A 21,529-nucleotide genomic window follows, 5' to 3' on the forward strand; every position below is an offset into this window, starting at 1 on the left:
TTACCCCAACGTCAGCGGCGCGGAGGATGATCTGCAGGCATGGCTGCAACTGACCCCACCTTTTACCGCAGCCCGGGTGCCGCCATCGCCGCGGTGCCTGAGCAGCTTGCCTATGTTGTCGCATTCGATCCAGGAGGCCAGGCGAAAGATGCGCTCGCCGTGGTGGACTGCGACTCGTCCTCGTCGTCATACGGTCGCGTGGTCGGCTGGTCCGAGCTTCCGACGGCGGGCAACGAACTGCACCACTTCGGCTGGAACGCCTGCTCGAGCGCGCTGTGCCACGAGGGTCACGAGGGCCATGCGATCCAGCGGCGTTACCTGGTGGTTCCTGGCATCCGGTCGTCGAACACCTACGTGCTCGATACTCAACCGGACCCGCGAAACCCGGTGTTGGCGCACACCATTGGCGCAGACGAGCTCGCGGCCAAGGCCGGCTACTCGCGTCCGCACACCGTGCACTGCGGGCCGGGCGGCATCTTCATGTCCGCTCTTGGCGGACCGAACGGCGACGACGGGCCGGGCGGTGTCGCACTGCTCGACCACGACACGTTCGAGGTCGTCGGGCGATGGGAGAAGGACCGCGGTGAGCAATTCTTCGCCTACGACGTCTGGTGGCATCTGCGCCAGGACACCGTGATCACCTCCGAGTGGGCCTCGCCGTCGATGATCGAGAATGGCCTGAGCCCCGAGGATCTGCTCGGCCGAAAGTTCGGACACCACCTGAACTTCTGGAGCATGTCCGACCGCACCCTGACCCAGCGCATCGACCTGGGCGATGAACACCAGATGGTGCTCGAACTGCGGCCCGCGCACGACCCGACGAAGACGTGGGGATTCGCGGGGGTGGTGATCAGCGTCGAGGATCTGTCGGCGTCGGTGTGGTTGTGGCACCGGGAGGACGACGCGTGGGCCGTCGAGAAGGTGATCACCATCCCGGCCGAACCCGCCGCCGTCGACGATCTTCCGCCGGCGTTGCGACCGTTCGGCGCGGTCCCGCCGCTGGTGACGGACATCGATCTCTCGGTCGACGATCGTTGGCTCTACGTATCGTGTTGGGGTACTGGCGAACTCAAACAGTTCGACGTAGCTGACCCGCTCCGTCCCCGCGAGACGGCATCTGTTCGCCTCGGCGGCGTGGTGCGGCGCGAACCGCATCCCGCCGACCCGGACCTGCCGCTGGCAGGCGGGCCGCAGATGATCGAGATCAGCCGCGACGGCAGGCGCATCTACGCCACCAACTCGCTGTACGCGGCGTGGGACGAAGTGTTCTATCCCGACGGTGTCGGCGCGTGGATGGCCAAACTGGACGCCGACGTCGACGGCGGCGGACTCGTTGCGGACCCCGCCTTCTTTCCCAACGGCAACGACTTTCGGGGCCTGCGGGTGCACCAGACCCGGTTGCAGGGCGGAGACGCGTCGAGCGATTCCTACTGCTTCACCGACTGAGCGAGCCGGACCGCGAGCTCATCGGCGGGCACACGATGCCCGCGCGCGCAGCGGATCTCGACGGTGGCCTCGGCTTCGCAATCCCGGTGGGCGAGCCGCAGCGACGGGCTCTCCGGCAGGTGCCGCCGACCCCACTCGAACATCGCCCACACCACCGGCATGAAATCCAGTCCGGCGTCGGTGAGCACATACTCGTCACGCCGACGCTGTCCCGGCTCCTTGTAGGGCCTTCGCTCCAGCAGGCCGGCGTCGACGAGTTCGGTCAACCGGGCCGACGCCGCAGCCTTGGTGACGCCAATGCGGCGCCAGAAGTCCTCGAAGCGGGTGGTGCCGTAAAACGCCTCCCGCATGATGAGCATCCCCGACTTGGTCCCCACCAACGCCATCGTCTTCTCGATCGGGCAGTGCCCCACCGCTGACCAGGTGTCGCGGTCGGCGAGCCGCCCCTGCAGCACTGTCATGCACGTCACTCCTTTTCTGGGTTGTTATCACTATACCTAGGTGTTATAGCTGGATATAGCGAGCAATACTCAGCGTGGAGTTCAGGAGGCGGAAATGGCCGGATATGTGGGCCGCGACGCGGTCATCGTCGGTGCGGTACGTACCCCGATCGGAAAGGGCAAGGCCAGTGGCGCACTGCACGACGTGCTGCCTGTCGACCTGCTGGCGCACAGCCTGAAAGAACTGGTGAACCGGACCGGCATCGATCCGGCGCAGATCGACGACGTCATCGCAGGCGCGGTCACCCAGGTGGGCGATCAGGCGGTCAACATCGCGCGCAACGCGCTACTCGGCGCGGGCTTCCCCGAAGCGGTGCCTGGCACCACCGTCGACCGCCAGTGCGGCAGCAGCCAACAGGCGATCAGCTTCGCCGCCCAGGGGGTGATCTCGGGGGCCTACGACATCGCCGTGGCCGCCGGCGTGGAGTCGATGGGTCGGGTCCCGATGGGCTCGAGTGTGCTGCCCGGCAGTGACCCGTTCGGTCAGATGGCGCAGCGCTACCCGGAAGGCCTTGTGCCGCAGGGCATCAGCGCCGAACTGATCGCCGCGAAGTGGGGATTCTCCCGTCAGCAACTCGACGAGTTCTCGGCAGGCAGTCACGAAAAGGCCGCGACAGCAACCAAAGAGGGCCGGTTCGACAATGAACTCGTGCCGATTGCGGGGCTCACCACCGACGAGATCGTCCGTCCCGGTACCACCGTCGATACGCTCGCCGGTTTGAAGCCGGCGTTCTACAACCCGGCCTACGAGGCGCGTTTCCCGCAGATCAAGTGGGAGATCACCGCGGGCAACTCGTCGCCGCTGTCCGACGGCAGCGCGGCCGTGCTGATCACCACCAGCGAGGTGGCCCGACGCCTCGGTCTACGCCCGCTGGCCCGCATCCACACGGCCACCGTCGTCGGGTCGGACCCGCTGTACATGTTGACCGGCGTCATCCCCGCAACCGAAAAGGTCTTGCAGAGAGCGGGTTTGACGATCGGCGACATCGACCTGTTCGAGGTGAACGAGGCGTTCGCTCCCGTCGTGCTGGCCTGGGCCAAAGACACCGGGGCCGACCTGGCGAAGACGAATGTCAACGGCGGCGCGATCGCGATCGGCCACCCACTGGGTGCCAGCGGTGCACGCATCATGACCACGATGGTCAACGCGCTGGAGCAGCGCGGCGGACGCTATGCGCTGCAGACGATGTGCGAGGCGGGCGGCATGGCCAACGCAACCATCATCGAACGCCTGTAAGGCTTGCCCCCAATTGCACTCAGGGTCGTGATCTGGTGCCTTTCACGACCCTGAGTGCAATCTTCGACACAGGACGCCCGAGATTTCGTCAACGACAAGCGGGCTGGTCGAGGCCTGCCTAAACGCGCTGCAGTTCGAACAGCGGAATGACGCGACTGGTCTTTGCTTGGTACTCGCCGAATCCCGGCGCCAGCGCGACCACCTTGGGGTAGATCGCGTCACGCTCTTGCTGCGGTAACTCACGCGCGACGACGTCGTATCCGTCGGTGCCCACCTCGACGTGCGCCCGCGGATTGGCCCGAAGGTTGTGCACCCAATCGGGATTGGTGTCGGCGCCTGCCTTCGAGCCGACGATGATCATCTTCGCGTCGATGGTGAAGTAGGCCAGCGGCGCCAACCGCGGCTGACCCGACTTGGCGCCGGTGCTGGTCAGCAACAGCAGCGTCGCGCCTTCGAAGGGCCCACCGACCACGCCGCCGTTGGCGCGGAACTCGTCGACGATGCTCTTGTTGAACGCCTTCATGGCCTCGGCGTCAGGTATCTCCGTCATGAGGCATGAAGCTACCTCGGCGATGGATCCGATAGTGCGCTTCTGGTACTCGCCGAAGTCCGCTCGTTGCGCGACGATTTTCGGGTAGGTCGCGTCTTGCCGCAGTTGGTGCAGTAGGCCAGCGGGGCCAACCGCGGCTGACCCGACATGGCGCCGGTGCTGGTCACGCCGGGCTCAACGCCGGCGATTGGCGACTCTCTTCGACCGAGTATTGCCGTACTCAGTACAGCGGGTCGCCGCGACGAGATCATCGATGGATGACCGATACAGCTCGGACACCCGATGTCAACGTCGTCGTCGTGGGAGCGGGGCTCGCGGGTCTCTACCTTGCCTACCGATTGGGCCGCACCGGCCAGTCTTTTCGGATCTTCGAAGCGGGCGACGACCTCGGCGGAACGTGGTACTGGAACCGGTATCCCGGTGCCAGGGTCGACGTACCGAGCATCGACTACATGTACACCTTCGACCCCGACTGGCGAAGCGGCTGGGAGTGGTCGGAGAAGTACGCCACCCAACCCGAGATCCTTCGTTATCTGAACCACGTCGCCGACAAACACGACCTGCGCCGCCGCATCACGTTCTCCACCCGAGTGCGGCAGGCGCGCTGGGACGAGGAATCCGCGTTGTGGCACGTGCACACCGACGCCGGCGACGAGATCACGGCGCGTTTCGTCGTGATGGCCACGGGTTGTCTGTCCATGCCGAAACCGGCCGAGATCGACGGCTTGGACCGATTCGCGGGCGAGGTGTACTTCACCAGCAACTGGCCGCACCAGCCTGTCGACTTCACCGGCAAGCGAGTGGCGGTGATCGGCACGGGTTCCTCTGGCGTGCAGTCGATTCCGGTCATCGCGAGGGATGCGCAGCAAGTGGTGGTGTTCCAGCGCACCCCGACGTTTTGCATTCCGGCGCACAACGGACCGGTCACCGAGGAGATGCTGGCGCAGATCGAGAACGAGGCGGAATACCGCGCCGCGGCGAGGTTGTCGCCGGGCGGCATCCCGATCGAGCGCGCCATCACCCCAACGTTCAGCGTCTCGGAGGCTGACCGGCAAAAGCGCTACGAGCGGGTTTGGGAGTTGGGCCTGCTGTTCGAGTCGATCAACGTATTCTCCGACGTGCTCAGCAATCCGGCGGCCAACGACGCATTCGCCGAGTTCTTCCGCGACAAGATCCGCAGCATCGTCGAGGATCCACAGACCGCGCAAGAGCTGTGCCCGACGGAATATCCGGTCGGGACGAAGCGGCCATGCCTCGACACCGACTACTACGCCACCTACAACCTGCCGCACGTGCGCCTGGTCAACATCCGCAAGAACCCGATCCGGCAGATCACCGAAACCGGTGTCGAGACCGCCGACGAGGTCATCGCGGTCGACATCATCGTGTTCGCCACCGGGTTCGACGCCGTCACCGGCGCCCTCACCGCCGTCGACATCACGGGCCGTAACGGACTGGCGCTCAAGGACAAATGGGCGAACGGACCGCGGACCTATCTCGGGTTGACCACTGTCGGGTTCCCCAACATGTTCATGATCACCGGCCCGGGAAGCCCGTCGGTGCTGTCGAACATGACCGTGTCGATCGAACAACACGTGGACTGGGTGGTGGGCTGCATCGACCATCTGAGGTCCAACGGCTTCGACGTCATCGAACCTACCGAGGCCGCCGAATCGGGGTGGGTGCAGCACGTCAACGACTGCGCCGACATCACCCTCTTCCCCACCGCCAACTCCTGGTACATGGGCGCCAACGTGCCCGGTAAGCCGCGGGTGTTCCTGCCGTACTGCGCCGGTGTCGATTTCTACGGCGTCAGTTGCGCCGAAGTGGTGGCCCGCGGCTATCTGGGCTTCACGCTGTCCGGCCCGAAGGGGTCGCAGTGCAACGACGGCGTCGTGCGCCGGTTGCAGCCCGACGTCGAGATGGTCCTGATGGAGATCGCGGCGCTGAATCTGCCGCTGATGGAGTCGATGCCCGCGCCCGACGCTCGCGCGTTCTATCAGCAGACGCAGGCCGAACGGCCGCCGGGGCCGGACATCGGCGACATCGTCGACGGTGAATTCCCTGGCGCCACAGGTGAACTCGCCTACCGGCTGTACCGTCCACCGACACCCGGCCCGCACCCCGTGGTGCTGTACTTCCACGGCGGCGGTTGGGTCATCGGCAATGCGACTGCGGATGATCCGCTATGCCGCGACCTGTGTGTGCGCAGCGACGCTGTCGTCATCTCGGCGGATTACCGGCATGCACCTGAGCACCGATTCCCCGCCGCGGTCGACGACGCGATGGCCGCGCTGCGATGGGCCGCGGACAACGCCGAATCCCTCGGCGGCCGGGAAGGCCAACTGGCGGTAGCGGGTTGGAGCGCAGGCGCTGGACTGGCCGCGGTGGTCTGCCAACTCGCGCGCGACACCGACGGGCCCCACCTCGCCGGGCAAGCCTTGCTGACGCCGGTGACGAGCGGCAGCACCGCGCTCGCGTCGTACCGCGAGAACGCCGACGGCTACGGTCTGACGACACCGTTGATGACGTGGTTCTACGACCACTATGTCGACGAGGCCGACCGCGGCGATCCCCGCGTCGCACCGCTGCACGCGACTGATCTGTCCGGACTGCCGCCCGCGATCGTCGTGACGGCCGAATTCGATCCGCTACGCGACGACGGCCGGGCGTACGCCGCCGCCCTCACCGCCGCGGGGGTGCCGACCGAACACATCGCCGCGAGGGGGCACACCCACGCCTCGATGACGATGGTCGACATCGTGCTTTCGGGTGCGCCGATACGCGGCCAGCTTGCCGACGCGCTGCGCCGGTTCTTTGTGGCGGCGCGGACGCCCGAGCCCGCCTAGGCCTTTTCCGGCCCAGGCCCAATGTCGCCGCCATTGCGGCTCCTGGCGTCGATCCCGGATTCCTTGCGCTGCTGCGGCGTGATCTGTGCTGGCGCACCGGTCAGCGGGTCGACACCGCCACCGGACTTCGGGAACGCGATCACCTCGCGAATCGAGTCCATGCCGGACAGCAGGGCGTTGATGCGGTCCCATCCGAACGCGATGCCGCCGTGCGGAGGCGCGCCAAAGGTGAACGCCTCCAACAGGAATCCGAACTTCTCCTCGGCCTCGGCCTTGTCGAGACCCATCACCGCGAACACCTTCTCCTGGATGTCGCGGCGATGGATACGGATCGAGCCGCCGCCGATCTCGTTGCCGTTGCACACCACGTCATAGGCGTCGGCCAGCACCGCGCCGGGATCGGTGTCGATGCTGTCGGAGAACTCCGGCTTGGGGGCGGTGAACGCATGGTGCACCGCCGTCCACGCACCCGAGCCCACGGCCACGTCGCCGTGCGCGGTGGCCTCGTCGGCGGGTTCGAACAGCGGCGGATCGACGACCCAGGTGAACGCCCAGGCGTTGGGATCGATGAGTTCCTGCCGCTTGGCGATCTCGATGCGCACCGCGCCGAGCAGCGCCCGCGACGACTTGGCCGGGCCCGCCGAGAAGAAGACGCAATCGCCCGGCGAGGCGCCGACATGGGCCGCCAGCCCGTCCCGCTCGGCGTCGGACAGGTTTTTGGCCACCGGGCCGCCGAGTTCACCGTCATCGCCCACCAGCACGTAGGCCAGCCCGCGGTGCCCGCGCTGCTTGGCGAACTCCTGCCAGCCGTCCAACGTGCGGCGCGGCTGGGAGGCGCCACCGGGCATCACGACCGCGCCGACGTAGGGCGCTTGGAACACGCGGAACGCGGTGTCCTTGAAGTAATCGGTGCACTCGACGAGTTCCAGTGCGAACCGCAGGTCGGGCTTGTCGGAGCCGTAGCGCCGCATCGCGTCGGCGTAGGTCATGCGAGGCAACGGCGTCGGCACGTCGTAGCCGATCAGTGCCCACAGCGCCTTGATGATCTGCTCGGAGATCGCGATGACGTCCTCGGTGTCGACGAAGCTGAGCTCCATGTCGAGCTGGGTGAATTCCGGTTGGCGGTCGGCGCGGAAGTCCTCGTCGCGGTAGCAGCGGGCGATCTGGTAGTAGCGCTCCATGCCCGCGACCATCAGCAGCTGCTTGAACAGCTGCGGGCTCTGCGGCAGCGCGTAGAACGAGCCCGGCTGCAGGCGGGCAGGCACCAGGAAGTCGCGTGCGCCCTCGGGCGTCGACCGCGTCATCGTCGGGGTTTCGATCTCCACGAAGTCGTGTTCGGCCAGCACTGCGCGCGCGACGGCATTTGCCTTGGAGCGCAGGCGAATTGCCGCGCCGGGGCCGTCGCGACGCAGATCCAGGTAGCGGTATTTCAGCCTGGCCTCTTCGCCCGCGGTCTCGTCGAGTTGGAACGGCAGCGGCGCGCTCTCCCCCAGCACGGTCAGTGTCGTCGCGTTGATCTCGATCTCGCCGGTGGGGATTTCAGGGTTCTCGTTGCCCTGTGGGCGGACCTCGACGACGCCGTCGACGGCGATGCAGAATTCGGCGCGCAGTCGGTGGGCCGCAGCCAGCACGTCGCCCTCGCGGAACACCACCTGCGACACCCCTGAGGCGTCACGGAGGTCGATGAAGATGACGCCGCCGTGGTCTCGACGACGCGCCACCCAGCCGGCGAGGGTCACCTGCTGTCCGGCATCGGTGGACCGCAGCGAACCGGCGGCATGTGTGCGCAGCACAGAAACTCCCTGGGAAAGGCCTGACGACAGGACTGCCACAGTGTAGTGGGGCGTAGCTTGGCCCCCGTGGGCACGAGCATTGCATTGATCGGACCTGGCGCCATCGGCGCGACCGTGGGCGCATATCTGCACGCCGCGGGTCATTCCGTCCTGCTGTGCGGGCGCACCGAGCGCGACGCGATCGAGGTGCGGCCCGACGACCGCGACCCGATTGTGCTGCCCGGTCCGGTGCAGACGGATCCCGCTGTCGTCGACGGGCCGGTTGACGTGGTATTCATCGCGGTCAAGGACACCCAGACCGAGCAGGCAGGCGGCTGGCTGTCGCGGCTGTGCGACGACCGCTCCATCGTGTGCGCCCTGCAGAACGGCGTCGAACAGGTCGAGCGGGTCGGCCGGTTCTGTCCGTCGTCGACGGTGGTGCCCGCGGCGGTCTGGGTGTCGTCGGAGGTGCAACCGCAGCGCTGGGTGCGGGTGCGCAACCAGCCCCGGCTGGTGCTGCCGGACACCGACGCGGCGGCGACGCTCGCGGAGTTGTTACGCGGGGCGGGCGTCACGGTCGAGTTGGACCCCGATTTCGTCACTGCCGCGTGGCGCAAGCTGCTCGTGAACGCCGTGGTCGGCCTCATGGTGTTGTCCGGGCGACGCGCGGGCATCTTCCGCCGCGACGACGTGGCCGCGCTGGGCCGCCGGTACCTGGCCGAATGCCTGGCCGTGGCGCGGGCCGACGGCGCCCACCTCGACGAGGGGGTGATCGACGAGATCGTCGGCATGCTGGCGCAGGGGCCGCCCGACATCACCACGTCGATGCTGACCGATCGCCAGGCGGATCGGGCGCTGGAATGGGACATCCGCAACGGCGTCGTGCTGCGCAAGGCCGCCGCGTACGGCATTGCGGCCCCGATCAGCGAAGTGCTGGTGCCGATCTTGGCGGCGGCCAGCGACGGCCCCGGCTAGCTCACTTCCTCTGCGCCGAAACGGCATTCCGGCACGGAAAGTTCGAGAAGAGGCGTGCTGGAATGCCGTTTCGGCGCACGCGGGATCAGTACAGGGCCGCCCACGCCTTGCGGCGTGCGGCGTCGGGATCCTCGACGACGGTGTCGCGCGCGGTCTCGATGATGCGGGTGTAGCGGTGCGCGGTGTCGTAGATCGGCCAGTCGTGCCCGCTGGACCAATGAATCGGGCCGGACGTCTGCGCGGCGAAGTCCAGCCAGGCACGCTGCATGCGCCTGCCGACCGGTGGCTGCAGCCGCCGGCCCAAAGGATGCAGCTTGCGCCCGATGAACGACGCGTAGCTGTGCTGAATGTGCACGATCTCGCTGCCGTGGGTGGCGCCTAGGCCGAGAACCCGCAGGCTCCAACCGAAATGGTCGAACCGGTACATGTGCGTCGGCGCGTGGGCGCTGTACGCGTCGGCGAACGCCCATGCCGGCCCGCCGAACATGCAATCCGACCCGAATGCGACCAGCGCACGCCGCCGCGGATAGTCCGGATACGCGGCGAGCACGCGCTCTCTGGCATCCGGTGCGACGCGGTCGAGGTAGGCGTCGATGGATGCGGTCGTGGTGGGCAGCATCGGCGGTTTGGTCCAGGCGAACATCGACGCCTCATGGCTGTTGGTGCCGATGATCAGCGGCATCCGCGCCAGCGTGCCCGCCCGCGCCGCGTCGACGGGATGCCTCGGCAGCAGATCGACGCCATAGGTCAACCCGTAAGCGAGCGTCGGCGTCGTCGACGCGCTCTTGAGCTGCAGCAGGCCCGCGGCGCGGCGCAGTTGCCGCTGCGGCAGCGCCTTGACTTCGGCCGGGCGCACGCCCAGCCGCTTCAGGAATTCGTGCGCCCGCCTCGCGCGCAGGTCGCGGTCGGCGATCAGCGGCAGCGCGGGACTCTGAGCGATCGCGCGGTGGAACAGACCGTCGGCCGCCGGGCTGGCCAGCAGCGCGAGCACCGACGTGGCGCCCGCGGATTCGCCGAACACCGTCACCCGGTCGGGGTCGCCGCCGAAGGCCGCGATGTTGTCCCGAATCCATTGCAGGGCGGCGATCTGGTCGCGCAGCGCGAGGTTGTCGTCGAACCCGTCGCCGAGGTCGGACAGTTCGAAGCCGCCGAAGACCCCGATCCGGTAAGTGATGTTGACGACGACGACGTTCCCGTTGGCGGCCAATCGTGACCCGTTGTAAAGCTGGAACTGTCCGGCGCCGTACACGAATGCACCGCCAGGGATCCACACCATCACCGGTAGCGATCCGCCTGTGTCGGGCGACCAGACTTGCAGTGTCAGACAGGCCTCGTCACGCACCTTCGGATCGTCGCGACCGCCGCCGACGAACGACTTGCTCTGCGGTGGCAGCGGTCCGTGTTCGACCGCGTCGCGCACACCGGTCCACGGCTGCAGCGGCGCGGGCGCCAGAAAACGACGTTCGCCGACCGGCTGCTCCGCATACGGCACGCCGCGCCAGACGTCCACCCCGGCCTCGGTCGTGCCGCGCAGATCTCCAAGGCCGGTGTGCGCGATGGTCGAATGTCCGGCAAGGACTGCCACGCCCAAATCGTAGTGTGCGAAGCTGAGCAGACCCCGGTGGACAAGGAGACGGAGCGGTGCGATGACCTTCAACGAGGGTATGCAGATCGACACGAGCAACATCTCCACCGGCGGCGGCCGCGGTCCCGGCCGCGGCATTGCGATCGGCGGCGGGCTGGGTGGCTTGATCATCGTGGTGCTCGCGCTGTTTCTCGGGGTCGACCCCAGTTCGGTCGTGCCCCAACAACAGCAGATCGACACCGGCGGTGTCGATGCGCCGGGCTACGACCTGACCCACTGCAAGACCGGAGCAGACGCGAACAAGTACGTGGAATGCCGGGTGGCCGCGACCACGAACTCCGTCGACGGCGTGTGGCAGCAACTGCTTCGCGGCTATACCCCGCCGCACACCGTACTGTTCCACGGCTCGGTGCAGACCGGCTGCGGCCCCGCCGACACCTCCGTCGGCCCGTTCTACTGTCCGGTGGACCGAACCGCCTATTTCGATACCGACTTCTTCCAGGTGCTCGTCGACCAATTCGGTTCCAGCGGTGGTCCACTCGCTCAGGAGTACGTGGTGGCGCACGAGTATGGTCACCATGTGCAGAATCTGCAGGGCGTGCTGGGCCGCTCACAACGTGATCCGGAGGGTGCCACCGGCGCGGGGGTCCGCACCGAGCTCCAGGCGGACTGCTACGCCGGTGTGTGGGCGCACTACGCCGCGATCACGAAACAGGAGAGCACCGGCGTGCCATACCTTGAGCCGTTGAGCGACAAGGACATTGCCGACGCGTTGTCGGCGGCGTCATCGGTGGGTGACGACCGGATTCAGAAGCAGGCCACCGGCCGGGTCAACCCGGAATCGTGGACGCACGGGTCATCGGCGCAGCGGCAGAAGTGGTTCACCGTCGGCTACCAGACCGGCGACCCCAACAAGTGCGACACCTTCGCGACGAACGACCTTGGCTAGGCCGCCAACGGCCGTCGATGCCGTCGCCGAACGCTACCTCGATACGTTCGCGACGTTGGATCCCTGCGCGGCAACGGAAATGGGCATCCTCGGCCACGACGACGAGATCACGGACTACTCCCCCGACGGTGTCGCGGCCCGGGTCGAGGCGGCGCGCGCGACGCTGCGCGAACTCGACGTCGTGACCGCCGCCGACGACGTCGACTGGGTGACGATCGCCGCGATGCGGGAGCGACTCGGCCTTCAGATCGAACTGCACGACGCATGGTTGGACGTCGGCGAACTCAACGTGATCGCGTCGCCGCTGCAGTCGATGCGCGACGTGTTCGACCTGATGGCCACCGACACCGACGACGACTGGGCGTTGATCGGCAAGCGGATGTCGAAAGTGCCCACCCGGGTGGCCGGTTACGCCGACGCCCTGCGCGCGGCGGTGGCAGGCGGGCGGGCGCCCGCAGCCCGCCAGGTCGCACGCGGCACCCAGCAGGCAGCCCAGATCCAGCAGTTGTTCGTCGAGATGGTGGCCGACGCGGCGCCGGGCAACGCCGTGCTGCACGCGCAATTGCAGCAGCACGCGTCCGCTGCCGCCGACGCGTACGCCGGGCTCGCGACCGTACTGCGCGACGAGATCGCCCCCAACGCACGACAGGAAGATGCGTTCGGCCGTGAGGTGTACGAACTGCTGTCGCGGCAGTTCCTGGGTACGTCGGTCGACCTCGACGAGACCTACGAGTGGGGCCTTCGGCTGCTGGAAAGCATTGTCGCCGAGCAGGAATCGATCGCCGACCGACTGTACCCAGGGGCGTCGGTCAGCGACGTGTTGCGGCGACTCGACGACGAACCTCGCTACCTGGTGCATGGCACCGATGCACTGCAGGCGTGGATGCAGGATCTTTCCGACCGTGCGGTGGAATCGCTGGCCAAGACACACTTCGACATCGAGCCTGCGTTGCGGACACTGGAGTGCCGGATCGCCCCCACGCACACCGGCGGCATTTACTACACCGGGCCGTCGGAGGACCTGAGCCGACCAGGACGGATGTGGTGGTCGGTGCCGCCGGGTGTCGACACCTTCCGCACCTGGCAGGAAACCACCACGGTGTTCCATGAAGGCGTGCCCGGCCACCATCTGCAAGTCGGCCGCGCGGTCGCGTCTGCCGACCGTTTGAATCGGTGGCGCAGGCTGGGCTGCTGGGTGTCGGGTCACGGCGAGGGATGGGCGCTGTACGCAGAGCGGTTGATGGCCGAACTCGGCTGGCTCGACGACGCCGGAAACCGGATGGGAATGCTGGACGCGCAACGCTTCCGGGCCGCGCGCGTGGTGCTCGACATCGGCGTGCACTGCGGACTCACTGCACCGGATGGCGGCCGGTGGGACGCCGAACGGGCGTGGGTGTTCCTGCAATCGCACAGTGCGATGGCCGAGGAAAATCTGCGTTTCGAGTTGGACCGCTATCTGGGTTGGCCGGGCCAGGCGCCGTCGTATGCGATCGGACAACGCATCTGGCAGCAGTTACGCGATGAGATCGTCGCACCTCACCTGCCGCTGCGGGAGTTCCACAACCGGGCGCTGGATCTCGGCGGGTTGCCGCTGGACGTGCTCAGGTCCGCACTGCTCGACGGCTGACCAGCGTGACCTGGCGAACCAGATAGCCGATACCGATTGCGGCGCCGACGAATACGATCACGACGCCACACCCGGCGACCACCGCGGGCGTCGTCGATGTGACGAACCAGGCGGCACCGCCGATCGCAGCGGCGACCAATGCGAACGCCACCGCCGAGTGTTGGGGTGCGCGTAGCGGCCGCCACAGCGCCGACCAGGACACGAATGCACCGTAGACGACCACGTTGAACGAGAAGTCGATGCCCATCGCGAGGTACACGCCGAGATGAAACAGCACCACGGCCAGCGACGCCCACAGAGTCCAAAACCCAACGGCGAGCACGGCAAGAGCTACTGACCGCAGCAGCTCCAGCGCGACCAGCACGGCCGGTGCCGGGACGCCCGACAGCAGTTCGAAAGGTCCCGCAGGCGCGTCGATGAGTGAGTCGGGATAGTTGCCGACCCATTGCACGTCGGGCACCGTGAAAAGTGTCGCGACCGCGAAGATGATCCGGTACAGCCCGAGGTCAACCGCGGTGAGCGGGCCGCGCTGGACCCATCGGTCGAACCTCACCGGCCACGCCCGAAGTCGAGGTGGACGGTGCGCGCACGGTGGAGTAGGTGACGTCGCCGGGGTTTGTGAGGTGGTGAGCGGCCTTGCGCCACACGATGTCAACGCCGGTCGGTGTTCTGTCGGGGAATCGTCGGGCGATGGTGTCCTGCAGTCAGGTCAGCGTCTGGTCGTCGATCGCGAACTGATAGAACGCGAAAGCGTTCTTGAAGATCGGCAACGTGTCCAGCGGTGTCGTCGGAAGCAATTGGTCGTAGGCGACGGCCTCGGTCTGTCCGCCGCTGAACTGCCCACGAATTTCCGGCTTTTCGACGACGACGACATCGCCCTGCATTGGATGACCGGTGAAGGCGGGCATCGTCAACGCCGGATACGGTTCGGTCTTGGTGGTCATCAGGAACAACTAGAGCGCGAACAACACGACGGTCCCTGCGAAGAGCAGGCGTAGTCCGACTGTGCGCGTCAACGGGACCTCAATCGTCAGGCCTGGCGTGGGTCAAGCGTACCGATCGCGTAGGGCGCAACGCGGCTGCCACACTTGTGGCGTGACCACCGAACCCATCGAACCCGACACCAAGGACTGGACCTGGGTGTTGACACACCCGTGCCCGGAGTGCGGCTTTGATCCTGCCGCGGTGCACCACTCGCAGGTCGCCGACCGAATCCGCGCCGACGCGACCGACTGGCTGCGACGCCTCGGCGAACCCGACGCCGCGCAGCGCAGGCAGCCCGCCGTGTGGTCCACGCTGGAGTACGCCTGCCACGTCCGCGATGTGCACCGCATCTTCGATCATCGAGTCCGGTTGATGCTCACCCAGGATGAGCCACAGTTTCCGAACTGGGATCAGGATGCGACGGCGATCGCCGACGACTACGCGTCGCAGGACCCGGCCACCGTCGCAAACGAGTTGTTCGACGCCGCGGGCGTGGTCGCCGACACCTACGCCAACGTGCCCGCCGACGCGTGGTCACGGCGCGGATTGCGCAGCAACGGAAGCGAATTCACCGTCGCAACCATCTCCGTCTACCACCTGCACGACATCGTTCACCACGCCCACGACGTCGACAGGGCTGACCCTCCCCCGCGGGAGAGTGGCTAGAGGCGGGACTGTTCCTTGATCGCGGTGTCGGTGGTGCGCAGTGGGCGGATCAACGCGTCCTGCGTGAAGGAGGCGATCAACTCGCCCTCCTCGGTGTGCACCGCGCCGCGCACATAGGACATGCCGGCACCGACCTGTGTGCTCTCGTGGCTGTAGAGAATCCAGCCATCCCAGCGGACCGGTTCGTGGAAACTCACCGTCACCGTCATCGGCGCCGTCGACACGGTCAGATGCGCCTGGGCGGTGCCAATACCCTCATGCGCCCGCATGGTCGTCGAAATCCCAAGGTGGCCAGTGAAATACGCGATCAGCGCCTTTGCGAGCTCGTCGCGCGCCGGGATCGGGTCGTAGTGCAGCCACGCGTACAGTTCGGGTGGCCCCACCTCGTCGGGACTATTCACATCGACGATGTCGACCAGGCGCAACTGCCTGCCGTCCATCGGCATCGGCGACACGTTCGCGTCATCGGGTCCCGCGACGTCGGGGCGCGGCAGATGGTGACGGATGACGTCTGCGGTCGGCACGTCGGCCAGCACCGTCGCCGTGATGCACCGCTTGCCGTTCTGCTTGGCGGCGACGATCGCCGTCGCAGTCGACCGGCCTTCGCTGACCACGTCGATCTCCAACTCGACCGGCCCCGCCCCGACCATCACGGCGCGGGCGAACACCGCAGACACCGAACGCACTGACTTGTCCGCAAACCGTTTGGCTACCGCGACGATCGCCTGAGCGAGCACCTGCGTGCCCTCCACTACCTGGCGCTCGTCCTCACCGGCGGGCCCTGTCGCGGCGAGGAACCGGTTCTCCCCGTCCTGCCGGACGTCGAACAGGTCGAGAAGTCCGGCAACGGTCCACGTCTGCGCAGAGTCTGTCGTCATGGCACCGAACAGTAACCGAGCTTCTGCAAAAGCGGTAACGTCATTACCATGGCGAAGTCGAGCGGACGGACTCCCGACGCCGCCGGCGTCGACACCGAACCCCGGGAACGCCGCTTCATGAAGTCGGCGCTGGCGATTCTCGGCGAGACCGGCCGCACCGACTTCACGGTGCTCGAGGTGGTCGAGCGGTCAAAGACCTCGCTACGGTCCTTCTACCAACACTTTTCGACCAAGGACGAGTTGCTGCTGGCGTTGATCGACAAGATCATGTCCGAGTCGACGCGGAAGTGGCGCGAGGACACCGCGGGGTTGAAGGCGGCCGCGGCGCTGCGGGTACTCATCGACGGCATCTGCACACCCGCCGAGTCGACCACCCAGGACAGGGTCAACCGCGGACTGACCTCTTACAACGATCGCCTTGCCGAAACCCTGCCCGGCGAGTACGCGCGCGTGCTGTCGCCGTTGCACGACCTGATCAAGGACATCATCACCCGCGGTATCGCCGACGGTGTCTTCCCCAGCGGAATCGATATCGACGCCACCGCCGCACTGATCATGCAATCGGCGCTCGGCGCGATGCGATTGCAGGTGCTCGGCGCCGAACTCAACGGCGTCCCGATCACCGCCGACCACATCTACCAGTTCTGCATCGGCGGCCTGCACGGCCAGGCCGACCTCCGCTGACCTGCGCGATATTACTTCGCCTCGGGGTGATGTTTTCGCTGGTCCACGCGTGGTAATGTCATTACCACCAGAGCAAAACGAGACTTCCAGGAGGCGGAAATGGCCCGCAAGCTTCCGTATCCGGTGTTCGACGCCGACAACCACTTCTACGAGCCGAAAGAAGCTCTGACCAAGTTCCTGCCGGACCACCGCAAGAACGTCATCGACTACATCGAGGTGCGTGGCCGGACCAAGATCATGGTCCGCAATCAGGTCAGCGACTACATCCCGAACCCCACTTTCGAGGTCGTTGCTCGTCCGGGCGCACAGGAGGAGTACTTCCGGCACGGCAGCGGTGGCAAGAGCTTCCGCGAGGTGATGGGCAAGCCGATGAAGGCGATCCCGGCGTTCCGCGAACCCGCGGCGCGCCTGGAGGTGATGGACGGACTGGGTCTCGACTATTCGCTGATGTTCCCGACCCTGGCCAGCCTGGTCGAGGAGCGGATGAAGGACGACCCTGAGCTGATCCACGACGTCATCCACGCGCTCAACGAATGGATGTACGAGACATGGCAATTCAACTACGAGAACCGGATCTTCTCCACGCCCGTCATCACGCTGCCCATCGTCGACCGCGCCCTGGAGGAACTCGAATGGTGCCTGGAGCGCGGCGCCAAGACGGTGCTCGTCCGCCCCGCGCCGGTGCCAGGAATGCGTGGCACCCGGTCGTTCGGTACTGAGGAGTTCGACCCGTTCTGGGATGCCTGCGTCAAGGCAGGCATCCCGGTGTCGATGCACGCGTCGGACTCCGGATACGCCGAGTACCTGAACGACTGGGAGCCTGCCGACGAGTTCCTGCCGTTCAAACCGACCGCGTTCCGGATGGTCGCGATGGGCAAGCGGCCGATCGAGGACTCGATGGCGGCGCTGGTGTGCCACGGCGCGCTGACCCGCAACCCCGACCTGCGGATCCTGTCTATCGAGAACGGCGCCGACTGGGTGCCCTACCTGTTCAAGCAATTCGAGAACACCTACAAGAGGATGCCGCAGGCGTTCCCCGAGGATCCCGTGCAGGCCTTCAAGCGCGGCGTCTACGTCGCGCCGTTCTGGGAGGACGACTTCGCCAAGATGGCCCAGTTGTGCGGGATCGACCGCATCATCTTCGGATCGGACTGGCCGCATCCCGAAGGCTTGGCCGAACCGACGCATCTGGTCGATGACCTACAGGACCTCGACGCGGAAGGCCAGCGAAAGGTCATGGGCGGGAACATGATCGACCTCTTCAAGGTCGAGAACAAGATCGTCCACAACCCCGACGTGCCGCCTCTCGTCATTCCCGCCTGAACGGATCACATGACCGACGACGCAAATCCGGAACGGCTGCTGTTCGCCTCGACGACCCAGTCGTTTCTGGAGAAGGAAGCCTCGCTGAGCCGCCTGCGTGAACTGCACGCGGCGGGCGTTGCCTTCGACGCCGACTGGTGGCGACGCGCCGCCGAACTCGGCTGGACCAGTCTGCTGGTGCCCGAGGATCTCGGCGGTGGCAGCGTATCCGGGGACGGAGTCGCCGATCTGGCGCTCGTCGCCGAGTTGGCAGGCAGGACCGTCGCCCCTGGGCCGCTGCACCCGGTCAGCACCGTGCTGGCCGCCCTCGCCGAGGCACCCGAAAACCACACGGACACGATCGAATCGCTCGTGTCGGGGGAGGTCGTCGGCTCGTGGGCGGTGTACGAGCCTGGCAAGCCGTGGGCTCCGCTGGACGCGCAGACCACGGCGACCAAAATCGGAAACGGTTACCGGATCGAGGGTGTCAAGGATCGCGTCGAGGCGGGACCTCAAAGCGCGGTGCTGATGCTCGTCGCGCAATGCGACGGCGCGGTGCGTCAGTTCCTGGTTCCGACGGACGCGGCCGGGGTGCGCGTTGAGCGGCAACGCTCGATCGACATGGTCAAAAGCTATGCCCGCGTGCACTTCGACGGCGTCGAGGTCGACGAGTCCGCGGTGGTCGGCACCGTTGAGCAGACGCCCGGCATCATCGCGCGGCAAAGCCAGATCGCGCAGGTGCTGCAGTGCGCCGAGGTGGTCGGCATTCTCGACACCGTGCTGGCCTTCACCATCCAGTGGGGATTCGACCGACATTCGTTCGGCCGCCCGATCGGCTCCTACCAGGCGCTCAAGCACAAGTACGCAGACCTCAAGATCTGGTTCGAGTCCTGCCGCGCCACCACCAATGCCGCGGTCACGGCGGTCGCTTCCCGTTCGCCCGGTGCTGATTTGGTGGTCAGTGTGGCGAAATCCTATGTGGGCGAACACGCTCCTGGCATGCTGCAGGACTGCGTGCAGTTGCACGGCGGCATCGGGGTGACGTGGGAACACGACCTGCACCTCTTCCTGCGCCGGGCCACGCTGTACCGCTCGATGTTCGGCACACCGGAGGAACACAATCTGCGGGTCTACCGTCTCACCGAACTGGAGGCCGCGTCATGACCGAAACCGCTTCTGCTCCGCCCCAAACGGAATCGGTCGACGAGTTCGCCGCCCGCGCCCGAGCGTGGCTGGCCGACAACATGCCGCGCATCGACCCGGCCAACCCGCCCGAACACGACCGCGGTGAAGAGGAACCGTGGCGGCGCGCCCGTGAGCTGCAGAAGAAGCTGTACGCCGGTGGATTTGCCGGAATCTGTTTCCCCCGCGAGTACGGCGGGCTGGGCCTCCCGATCGCCTACCAAAAGGCGTTCGACAACGAGTCCCGAAACTACGAGATGCCGGTGATCCTCAACACCCCGACATTCACCATCTGCGCGGCGACGATCCTTGACACCGGCTCCGAAGAGCAGAAACGCAAGCACATCTCCGCGGTCCTGCGTGGCGAAGAGGTACTGGTCCAGTTGCTCTCGGAACCGAGCGGCGGATCGGACCTTGCGGGAGTCATCACCCGCGCCGACCGGGTCGGCGACAAATGGGTGATCAACGGCGCCAAGACCTGGAGCACAAGCGCTTTCGCCGCCGACTACGGGTTGATGTTGGCCCGCACCAACTGGGACGTGCCCAAGCACGAGGGCCTGACGATGTTCCTGGTGCCGATCAACAGCCCCGGCATCACCCTGCGGCGGATCAAGCAGGTGAACGGATCGGTCGAATTCTGCGAGGAGTTCTTCGACAACCTCGAACTCGGCGACGACGCCGTTGTCGGCGAGGTCAACCAAGGCTGGCAGGTCGCGTCGCGGCAGCTCTACCACGAGCGACGCGCAGTAGGCGGCGGCTCCGAGTTCGCCAGCGGCATTGGCGCAGAAGGCAAGTCGGATGTGCCGATCGACTACGTGTCACTGCTGGCGACGTTGGGGCAGGCGGACAACGAACGACTCCGAGCCCTCGCGGGCCGGGCGCTGGTGCACCGGGCGGTGCGCGACCAGTTGATCGACCACGTGTACCACGGCGTCCTCGACGGTTCGCTGCCACCTGCAGCGGGTTCGATCATCCGCGTCACGCACGCCGAGATTCACCACCTCGAGATCGACACCGTGCTGGCCATCACCGGCAGCGCCGGCGTGGTCGACGGCGGCGACGACCTGATCCGCTACGGCGACCGGTACCTGTCAAGGCAGGCGAGTGCGCTCGGCGGCGGCACCACCGAGATCGCGAAAAACATCATCGGCGAACGCATTTTGGGCTTCCCCCGCGAATACGCCGCCGACCGCGGTGTGCCGTTCAACCAGGTGAAGCGCAACAAGACCTGAACAATTCCCTCGCGAGCCGCTAGAAAAGTGTCGGTTGCAGGACCTCGGCGGGCGGTGGCGGCGCCTGCGCCGCGCGGAACGACCGCTTGTCCGGGGCCAGCCCGTACCTGGCCACCAGCGGCGCCGCCCGGTCGTGCAGCATCTTCCGGTAGTCGGCCGGCAGATACGCTCCGCGCCTGTACAACTCGCGGTACTCGCGCACGAGTTCGGGATGCGATTTCGCCAACCACGCCATGAACCAGCCGCGCGTCGAACCGCGCAGATGCAGACCGAACACCGTCACACCCGTGGCCCCCGCCTCCGCGATCTGGCGTAATAGCCCGTCGAGGTGCTCGGCCGAATCGGTCAACCGCGGCAGCACCGGCGCGACCATCACGTGACACCCCAGCCCCGCTTCGCGGATGGCGGAGATCAACCCCAATCTTGCTTGCGGCGTGGGTGTTCCGGGCTCGACGTCCTTGTGCAACTCGGGATCCCCGATCGCCAGCGACACCGCGACGCTGACCTCGACGGCATCCGCGGCTTGGGTGATCAACGGCAGATCGCGACGCAGCAGCGTGCCCTTCGTCAGGATGGAGAACGGTGTGCCGGACTCCGCGAGTGCACCGATGATGCCCGGCATCAGCGCGTAGCGACCCTCTGCGCGTTGATAAGGGTCGGTGTTGGTGCCGAGCGCGACGGTTTCGCGTTGCCACGTCCGGCGGTGCAGTTCGCGCCGCAGCACCTCGGCGACGTTGGTCTTCACCACTACCTGGGTGTCGAAATCGGTGCCGCAGTCGAGATCGAGGTACTCGTGGGTGGGCCGCGCAAAGCAGTACCGGCAGGCGTGCGAACAACCGCGGTAGCCGTTCACGGTGTACCGAAATGGCAACATCGACGCTGCGGGCACCTTGTTCAGCGCGCTTTTGCAGAGAATCTCGTGAAACGTCATGCCCTCGAACTGCGGGCTGCGAACGCTGCGCACGAAGCCGATGCGTTGCAAGCCGGGCAAGGCGCCGTCGTCGACGCTGATGCCCTGCCGATCCCACCGCACCTGTCTTGAGTCAAGAAGTTGGCAGGTTCGTGCTGTCGAGGTAGGCCTGCTTGGGGGTGCGGTCTTCCAGTGCTTGGT

19 protein-coding genes are annotated in these 21,529 nt (G+C 66.6%); 11 read left to right on the forward strand and 8 right to left on the reverse strand.

Annotated elements, in window-relative coordinates; genetic code table 11:
- The first annotated feature begins 39 nt into the window (after positions 1–39).
- Positions 40–1,446, forward strand: coding sequence for a selenium-binding protein SBP56-related protein (locus A5724_RS30480; protein WP_067811280.1), 1,407 nt, complete (start codon positions 40–42; stop codon positions 1,444–1,446).
- Here A5724_RS30480 and A5724_RS30485 read toward each other — a convergent pair.
- Positions 1,428–1,907, reverse strand: a complete 480-nt coding sequence (locus tag A5724_RS30485; protein WP_067811281.1) for a helix-turn-helix domain-containing protein — start codon at positions 1,905–1,907, stop codon at positions 1,428–1,430. The genes A5724_RS30480 and A5724_RS30485 overlap by 19 nt on opposite strands.
- Positions 1,908–2,001: 94 nt before the next feature.
- Here A5724_RS30485 and A5724_RS30490 point away from each other — a divergent pair, with 94 nt between their 5' ends.
- Complete coding sequence (locus A5724_RS30490; RefSeq protein ID WP_067811286.1) at positions 2,002–3,183, forward strand: acetyl-CoA C-acyltransferase; 1,182 nt, start codon at positions 2,002–2,004, stop codon at positions 3,181–3,183.
- A 118-nt stretch (positions 3,184–3,301) separates the two neighbouring features.
- Here the strand turns inward: A5724_RS30490 and A5724_RS30495 are convergent, their stop codons facing one another.
- Positions 3,302–3,733 (reverse strand): nitroreductase family deazaflavin-dependent oxidoreductase, encoded by a 432-nt coding sequence (locus tag A5724_RS30495; RefSeq protein ID WP_067811290.1) that lies wholly within the window; start codon positions 3,731–3,733, stop codon positions 3,302–3,304.
- Positions 3,734–3,990: 257 nt separating this feature from the next.
- Between A5724_RS30495 and A5724_RS30500 the strand changes: the two genes are divergently transcribed.
- Positions 3,991–6,582 (forward strand): alpha/beta hydrolase fold domain-containing protein, encoded by a 2,592-nt coding sequence (locus A5724_RS30500; RefSeq protein WP_067811294.1) that lies wholly within the window; start codon positions 3,991–3,993, stop codon positions 6,580–6,582.
- On the opposite strand, the gene aspS is transcribed toward A5724_RS30500, so the two are convergent.
- Complete coding sequence (aspS, locus tag A5724_RS30505; protein WP_067811298.1) at positions 6,579–8,375, reverse strand: aspartate--tRNA ligase; 1,797 nt, start codon at positions 8,373–8,375, stop codon at positions 6,579–6,581. The genes A5724_RS30500 and aspS overlap by 4 nt on opposite strands.
- Positions 8,376–8,441: 66 nt before the next feature.
- Here aspS and A5724_RS30510 point away from each other — a divergent pair, with 66 nt between their 5' ends.
- Positions 8,442–9,329: an oxidoreductase gene (locus tag A5724_RS30510; RefSeq protein WP_067811302.1), complete on the forward strand. Its 888-nt coding sequence runs from the start codon at positions 8,442–8,444 to the stop codon at positions 9,327–9,329.
- An 85-nt stretch (positions 9,330–9,414) separates the two neighbouring features.
- Here the strand turns inward: A5724_RS30510 and A5724_RS30515 are convergent, their stop codons facing one another.
- Complete coding sequence (locus A5724_RS30515) at positions 9,415–10,914, reverse strand: carboxylesterase/lipase family protein (RefSeq protein ID WP_067811397.1); 1,500 nt, start codon at positions 10,912–10,914, stop codon at positions 9,415–9,417.
- A 61-nt stretch (positions 10,915–10,975) separates the two neighbouring features.
- Here A5724_RS30515 and A5724_RS30520 point away from each other — a divergent pair, with 61 nt between their 5' ends.
- Entirely contained in the window at positions 10,976–11,863 is an 888-nt protein-coding gene (locus A5724_RS30520) for a neutral zinc metallopeptidase (protein ID WP_067811306.1), read from the forward strand.
- The gene (locus A5724_RS30525) at positions 11,856–13,490 is read left to right on the forward strand and encodes a DUF885 domain-containing protein (RefSeq protein ID WP_067811310.1); all 1,635 of its coding nucleotides are present in this window, start codon (positions 11,856–11,858) and stop codon (positions 13,488–13,490) included. Before A5724_RS30520 ends, A5724_RS30525 begins: the two co-directional genes overlap by 8 nt.
- On the opposite strand, the gene A5724_RS30530 is transcribed toward A5724_RS30525, so the two are convergent.
- Both A5724_RS30530 and A5724_RS30535 read right to left on the reverse strand, forming a co-directional pair.
- Positions 13,465–14,043, reverse strand: a complete 579-nt coding sequence (locus A5724_RS30530) for a hypothetical protein (protein ID WP_067811313.1) — start codon at positions 14,041–14,043, stop codon at positions 13,465–13,467. The two genes, A5724_RS30525 and A5724_RS30530, sit on opposite strands and share 26 nt — an antisense overlap.
- 151 nt (positions 14,044–14,194) lie before the next feature.
- Positions 14,195–14,434, reverse strand: a complete 240-nt coding sequence (locus A5724_RS30535; protein WP_067811316.1) for a hypothetical protein — start codon at positions 14,432–14,434, stop codon at positions 14,195–14,197.
- Between the two features lie 151 nt (positions 14,435–14,585).
- Here A5724_RS30535 and A5724_RS30540 point away from each other — a divergent pair, with 151 nt between their 5' ends.
- Positions 14,586–15,140: a DinB family protein gene (locus A5724_RS30540; protein ID WP_067811320.1), complete on the forward strand. Its 555-nt coding sequence runs from the start codon at positions 14,586–14,588 to the stop codon at positions 15,138–15,140.
- Here A5724_RS30540 and A5724_RS30545 read toward each other — a convergent pair.
- Entirely contained in the window at positions 15,137–16,018 is an 882-nt protein-coding gene (locus A5724_RS30545; RefSeq protein ID WP_067811324.1) for an acyl-CoA thioesterase II, read from the reverse strand. The two genes, A5724_RS30540 and A5724_RS30545, sit on opposite strands and share 4 nt — an antisense overlap.
- A 48-nt stretch (positions 16,019–16,066) precedes the next feature.
- On the opposite strand from A5724_RS30545, the gene A5724_RS30550 reads away from it, so the two are divergent.
- The 4 genes from A5724_RS30550 (at position 16,067) to A5724_RS30565 (ending at position 20,418) form a co-directional block, all read left to right on the forward strand.
- The gene (locus A5724_RS30550; protein WP_067811328.1) at positions 16,067–16,702 is read left to right on the forward strand and encodes a TetR/AcrR family transcriptional regulator; all 636 of its coding nucleotides are present in this window, start codon (positions 16,067–16,069) and stop codon (positions 16,700–16,702) included.
- 99 nt (positions 16,703–16,801) lie between these two features.
- Complete coding sequence (locus A5724_RS30555; RefSeq protein WP_067811331.1) at positions 16,802–18,025, forward strand: amidohydrolase family protein; 1,224 nt, start codon at positions 16,802–16,804, stop codon at positions 18,023–18,025.
- Between the two features lie 9 nt (positions 18,026–18,034).
- Positions 18,035–19,168 (forward strand): acyl-CoA dehydrogenase family protein, encoded by a 1,134-nt coding sequence (locus tag A5724_RS30560; RefSeq protein WP_067811335.1) that lies wholly within the window; start codon positions 18,035–18,037, stop codon positions 19,166–19,168.
- The gene (locus tag A5724_RS30565; RefSeq protein ID WP_067811339.1) at positions 19,165–20,418 is read left to right on the forward strand and encodes an acyl-CoA dehydrogenase family protein; all 1,254 of its coding nucleotides are present in this window, start codon (positions 19,165–19,167) and stop codon (positions 20,416–20,418) included. The genes A5724_RS30560 and A5724_RS30565 overlap by 4 nt, the downstream gene beginning before the upstream one ends.
- Positions 20,419–20,437: 19 nt before the next feature.
- Here the strand turns inward: A5724_RS30565 and A5724_RS30570 are convergent, their stop codons facing one another.
- Positions 20,438–21,451 (reverse strand): Rv2578c family radical SAM protein, encoded by a 1,014-nt coding sequence (locus tag A5724_RS30570; protein WP_067811343.1) that lies wholly within the window; start codon positions 21,449–21,451, stop codon positions 20,438–20,440.
- Positions 21,452–21,529: the final 78 nt, after the last annotated feature.

Origin of the sequence: Mycobacterium sp. ACS1612, from assembly GCF_001667505.1 — a bacterium.
Lineage (GTDB): Bacteria > Actinomycetota > Actinomycetes > Mycobacteriales > Mycobacteriaceae > Mycobacterium.

What these genes read in the sequence shown, in the direction of transcription:
- A5724_RS30480 (WP_067811280.1), top strand. Translation starts at nt 40, where the DNA reads ATGGCTGCAACTGACCCCACCTTTTACCGCAGCCCGGGTGCCGCCATC.
- A5724_RS30485 (WP_067811281.1), bottom strand. Translation starts at nt 1,907, where the DNA reads ATGACAGTGCTGCAGGGGCGGCTCGCCGACCGCGACACCTGGTCAGCG.
- A5724_RS30490 (WP_067811286.1), top strand. Translation starts at nt 2,002, where the DNA reads ATGGCCGGATATGTGGGCCGCGACGCGGTCATCGTCGGTGCGGTACGT.
- A5724_RS30495 (WP_067811290.1), bottom strand. Translation starts at nt 3,733, where the DNA reads ATGACGGAGATACCTGACGCCGAGGCCATGAAGGCGTTCAACAAGAGC.
- A5724_RS30500 (WP_067811294.1), top strand. Translation starts at nt 3,991, where the DNA reads ATGACCGATACAGCTCGGACACCCGATGTCAACGTCGTCGTCGTGGGA.
- A5724_RS30520 (WP_067811306.1), top strand. Translation starts at nt 10,976, where the DNA reads ATGACCTTCAACGAGGGTATGCAGATCGACACGAGCAACATCTCCACC.
- A5724_RS30535 (WP_067811316.1), bottom strand. Translation starts at nt 14,434, where the DNA reads ATGACCACCAAGACCGAACCGTATCCGGCGTTGACGATGCCCGCCTTC.
- A5724_RS30545 (WP_067811324.1), bottom strand. Translation starts at nt 16,018, where the DNA reads ATGACGACAGACTCTGCGCAGACGTGGACCGTTGCCGGACTTCTCGAC.
- A5724_RS30550 (WP_067811328.1), top strand. Translation starts at nt 16,067, where the DNA reads ATGGCGAAGTCGAGCGGACGGACTCCCGACGCCGCCGGCGTCGACACC.
- A5724_RS30555 (WP_067811331.1), top strand. Translation starts at nt 16,802, where the DNA reads ATGGCCCGCAAGCTTCCGTATCCGGTGTTCGACGCCGACAACCACTTC.
- A5724_RS30560 (WP_067811335.1), top strand. Translation starts at nt 18,035, where the DNA reads ATGACCGACGACGCAAATCCGGAACGGCTGCTGTTCGCCTCGACGACC.
- A5724_RS30565 (WP_067811339.1), top strand. Translation starts at nt 19,165, where the DNA reads ATGACCGAAACCGCTTCTGCTCCGCCCCAAACGGAATCGGTCGACGAG.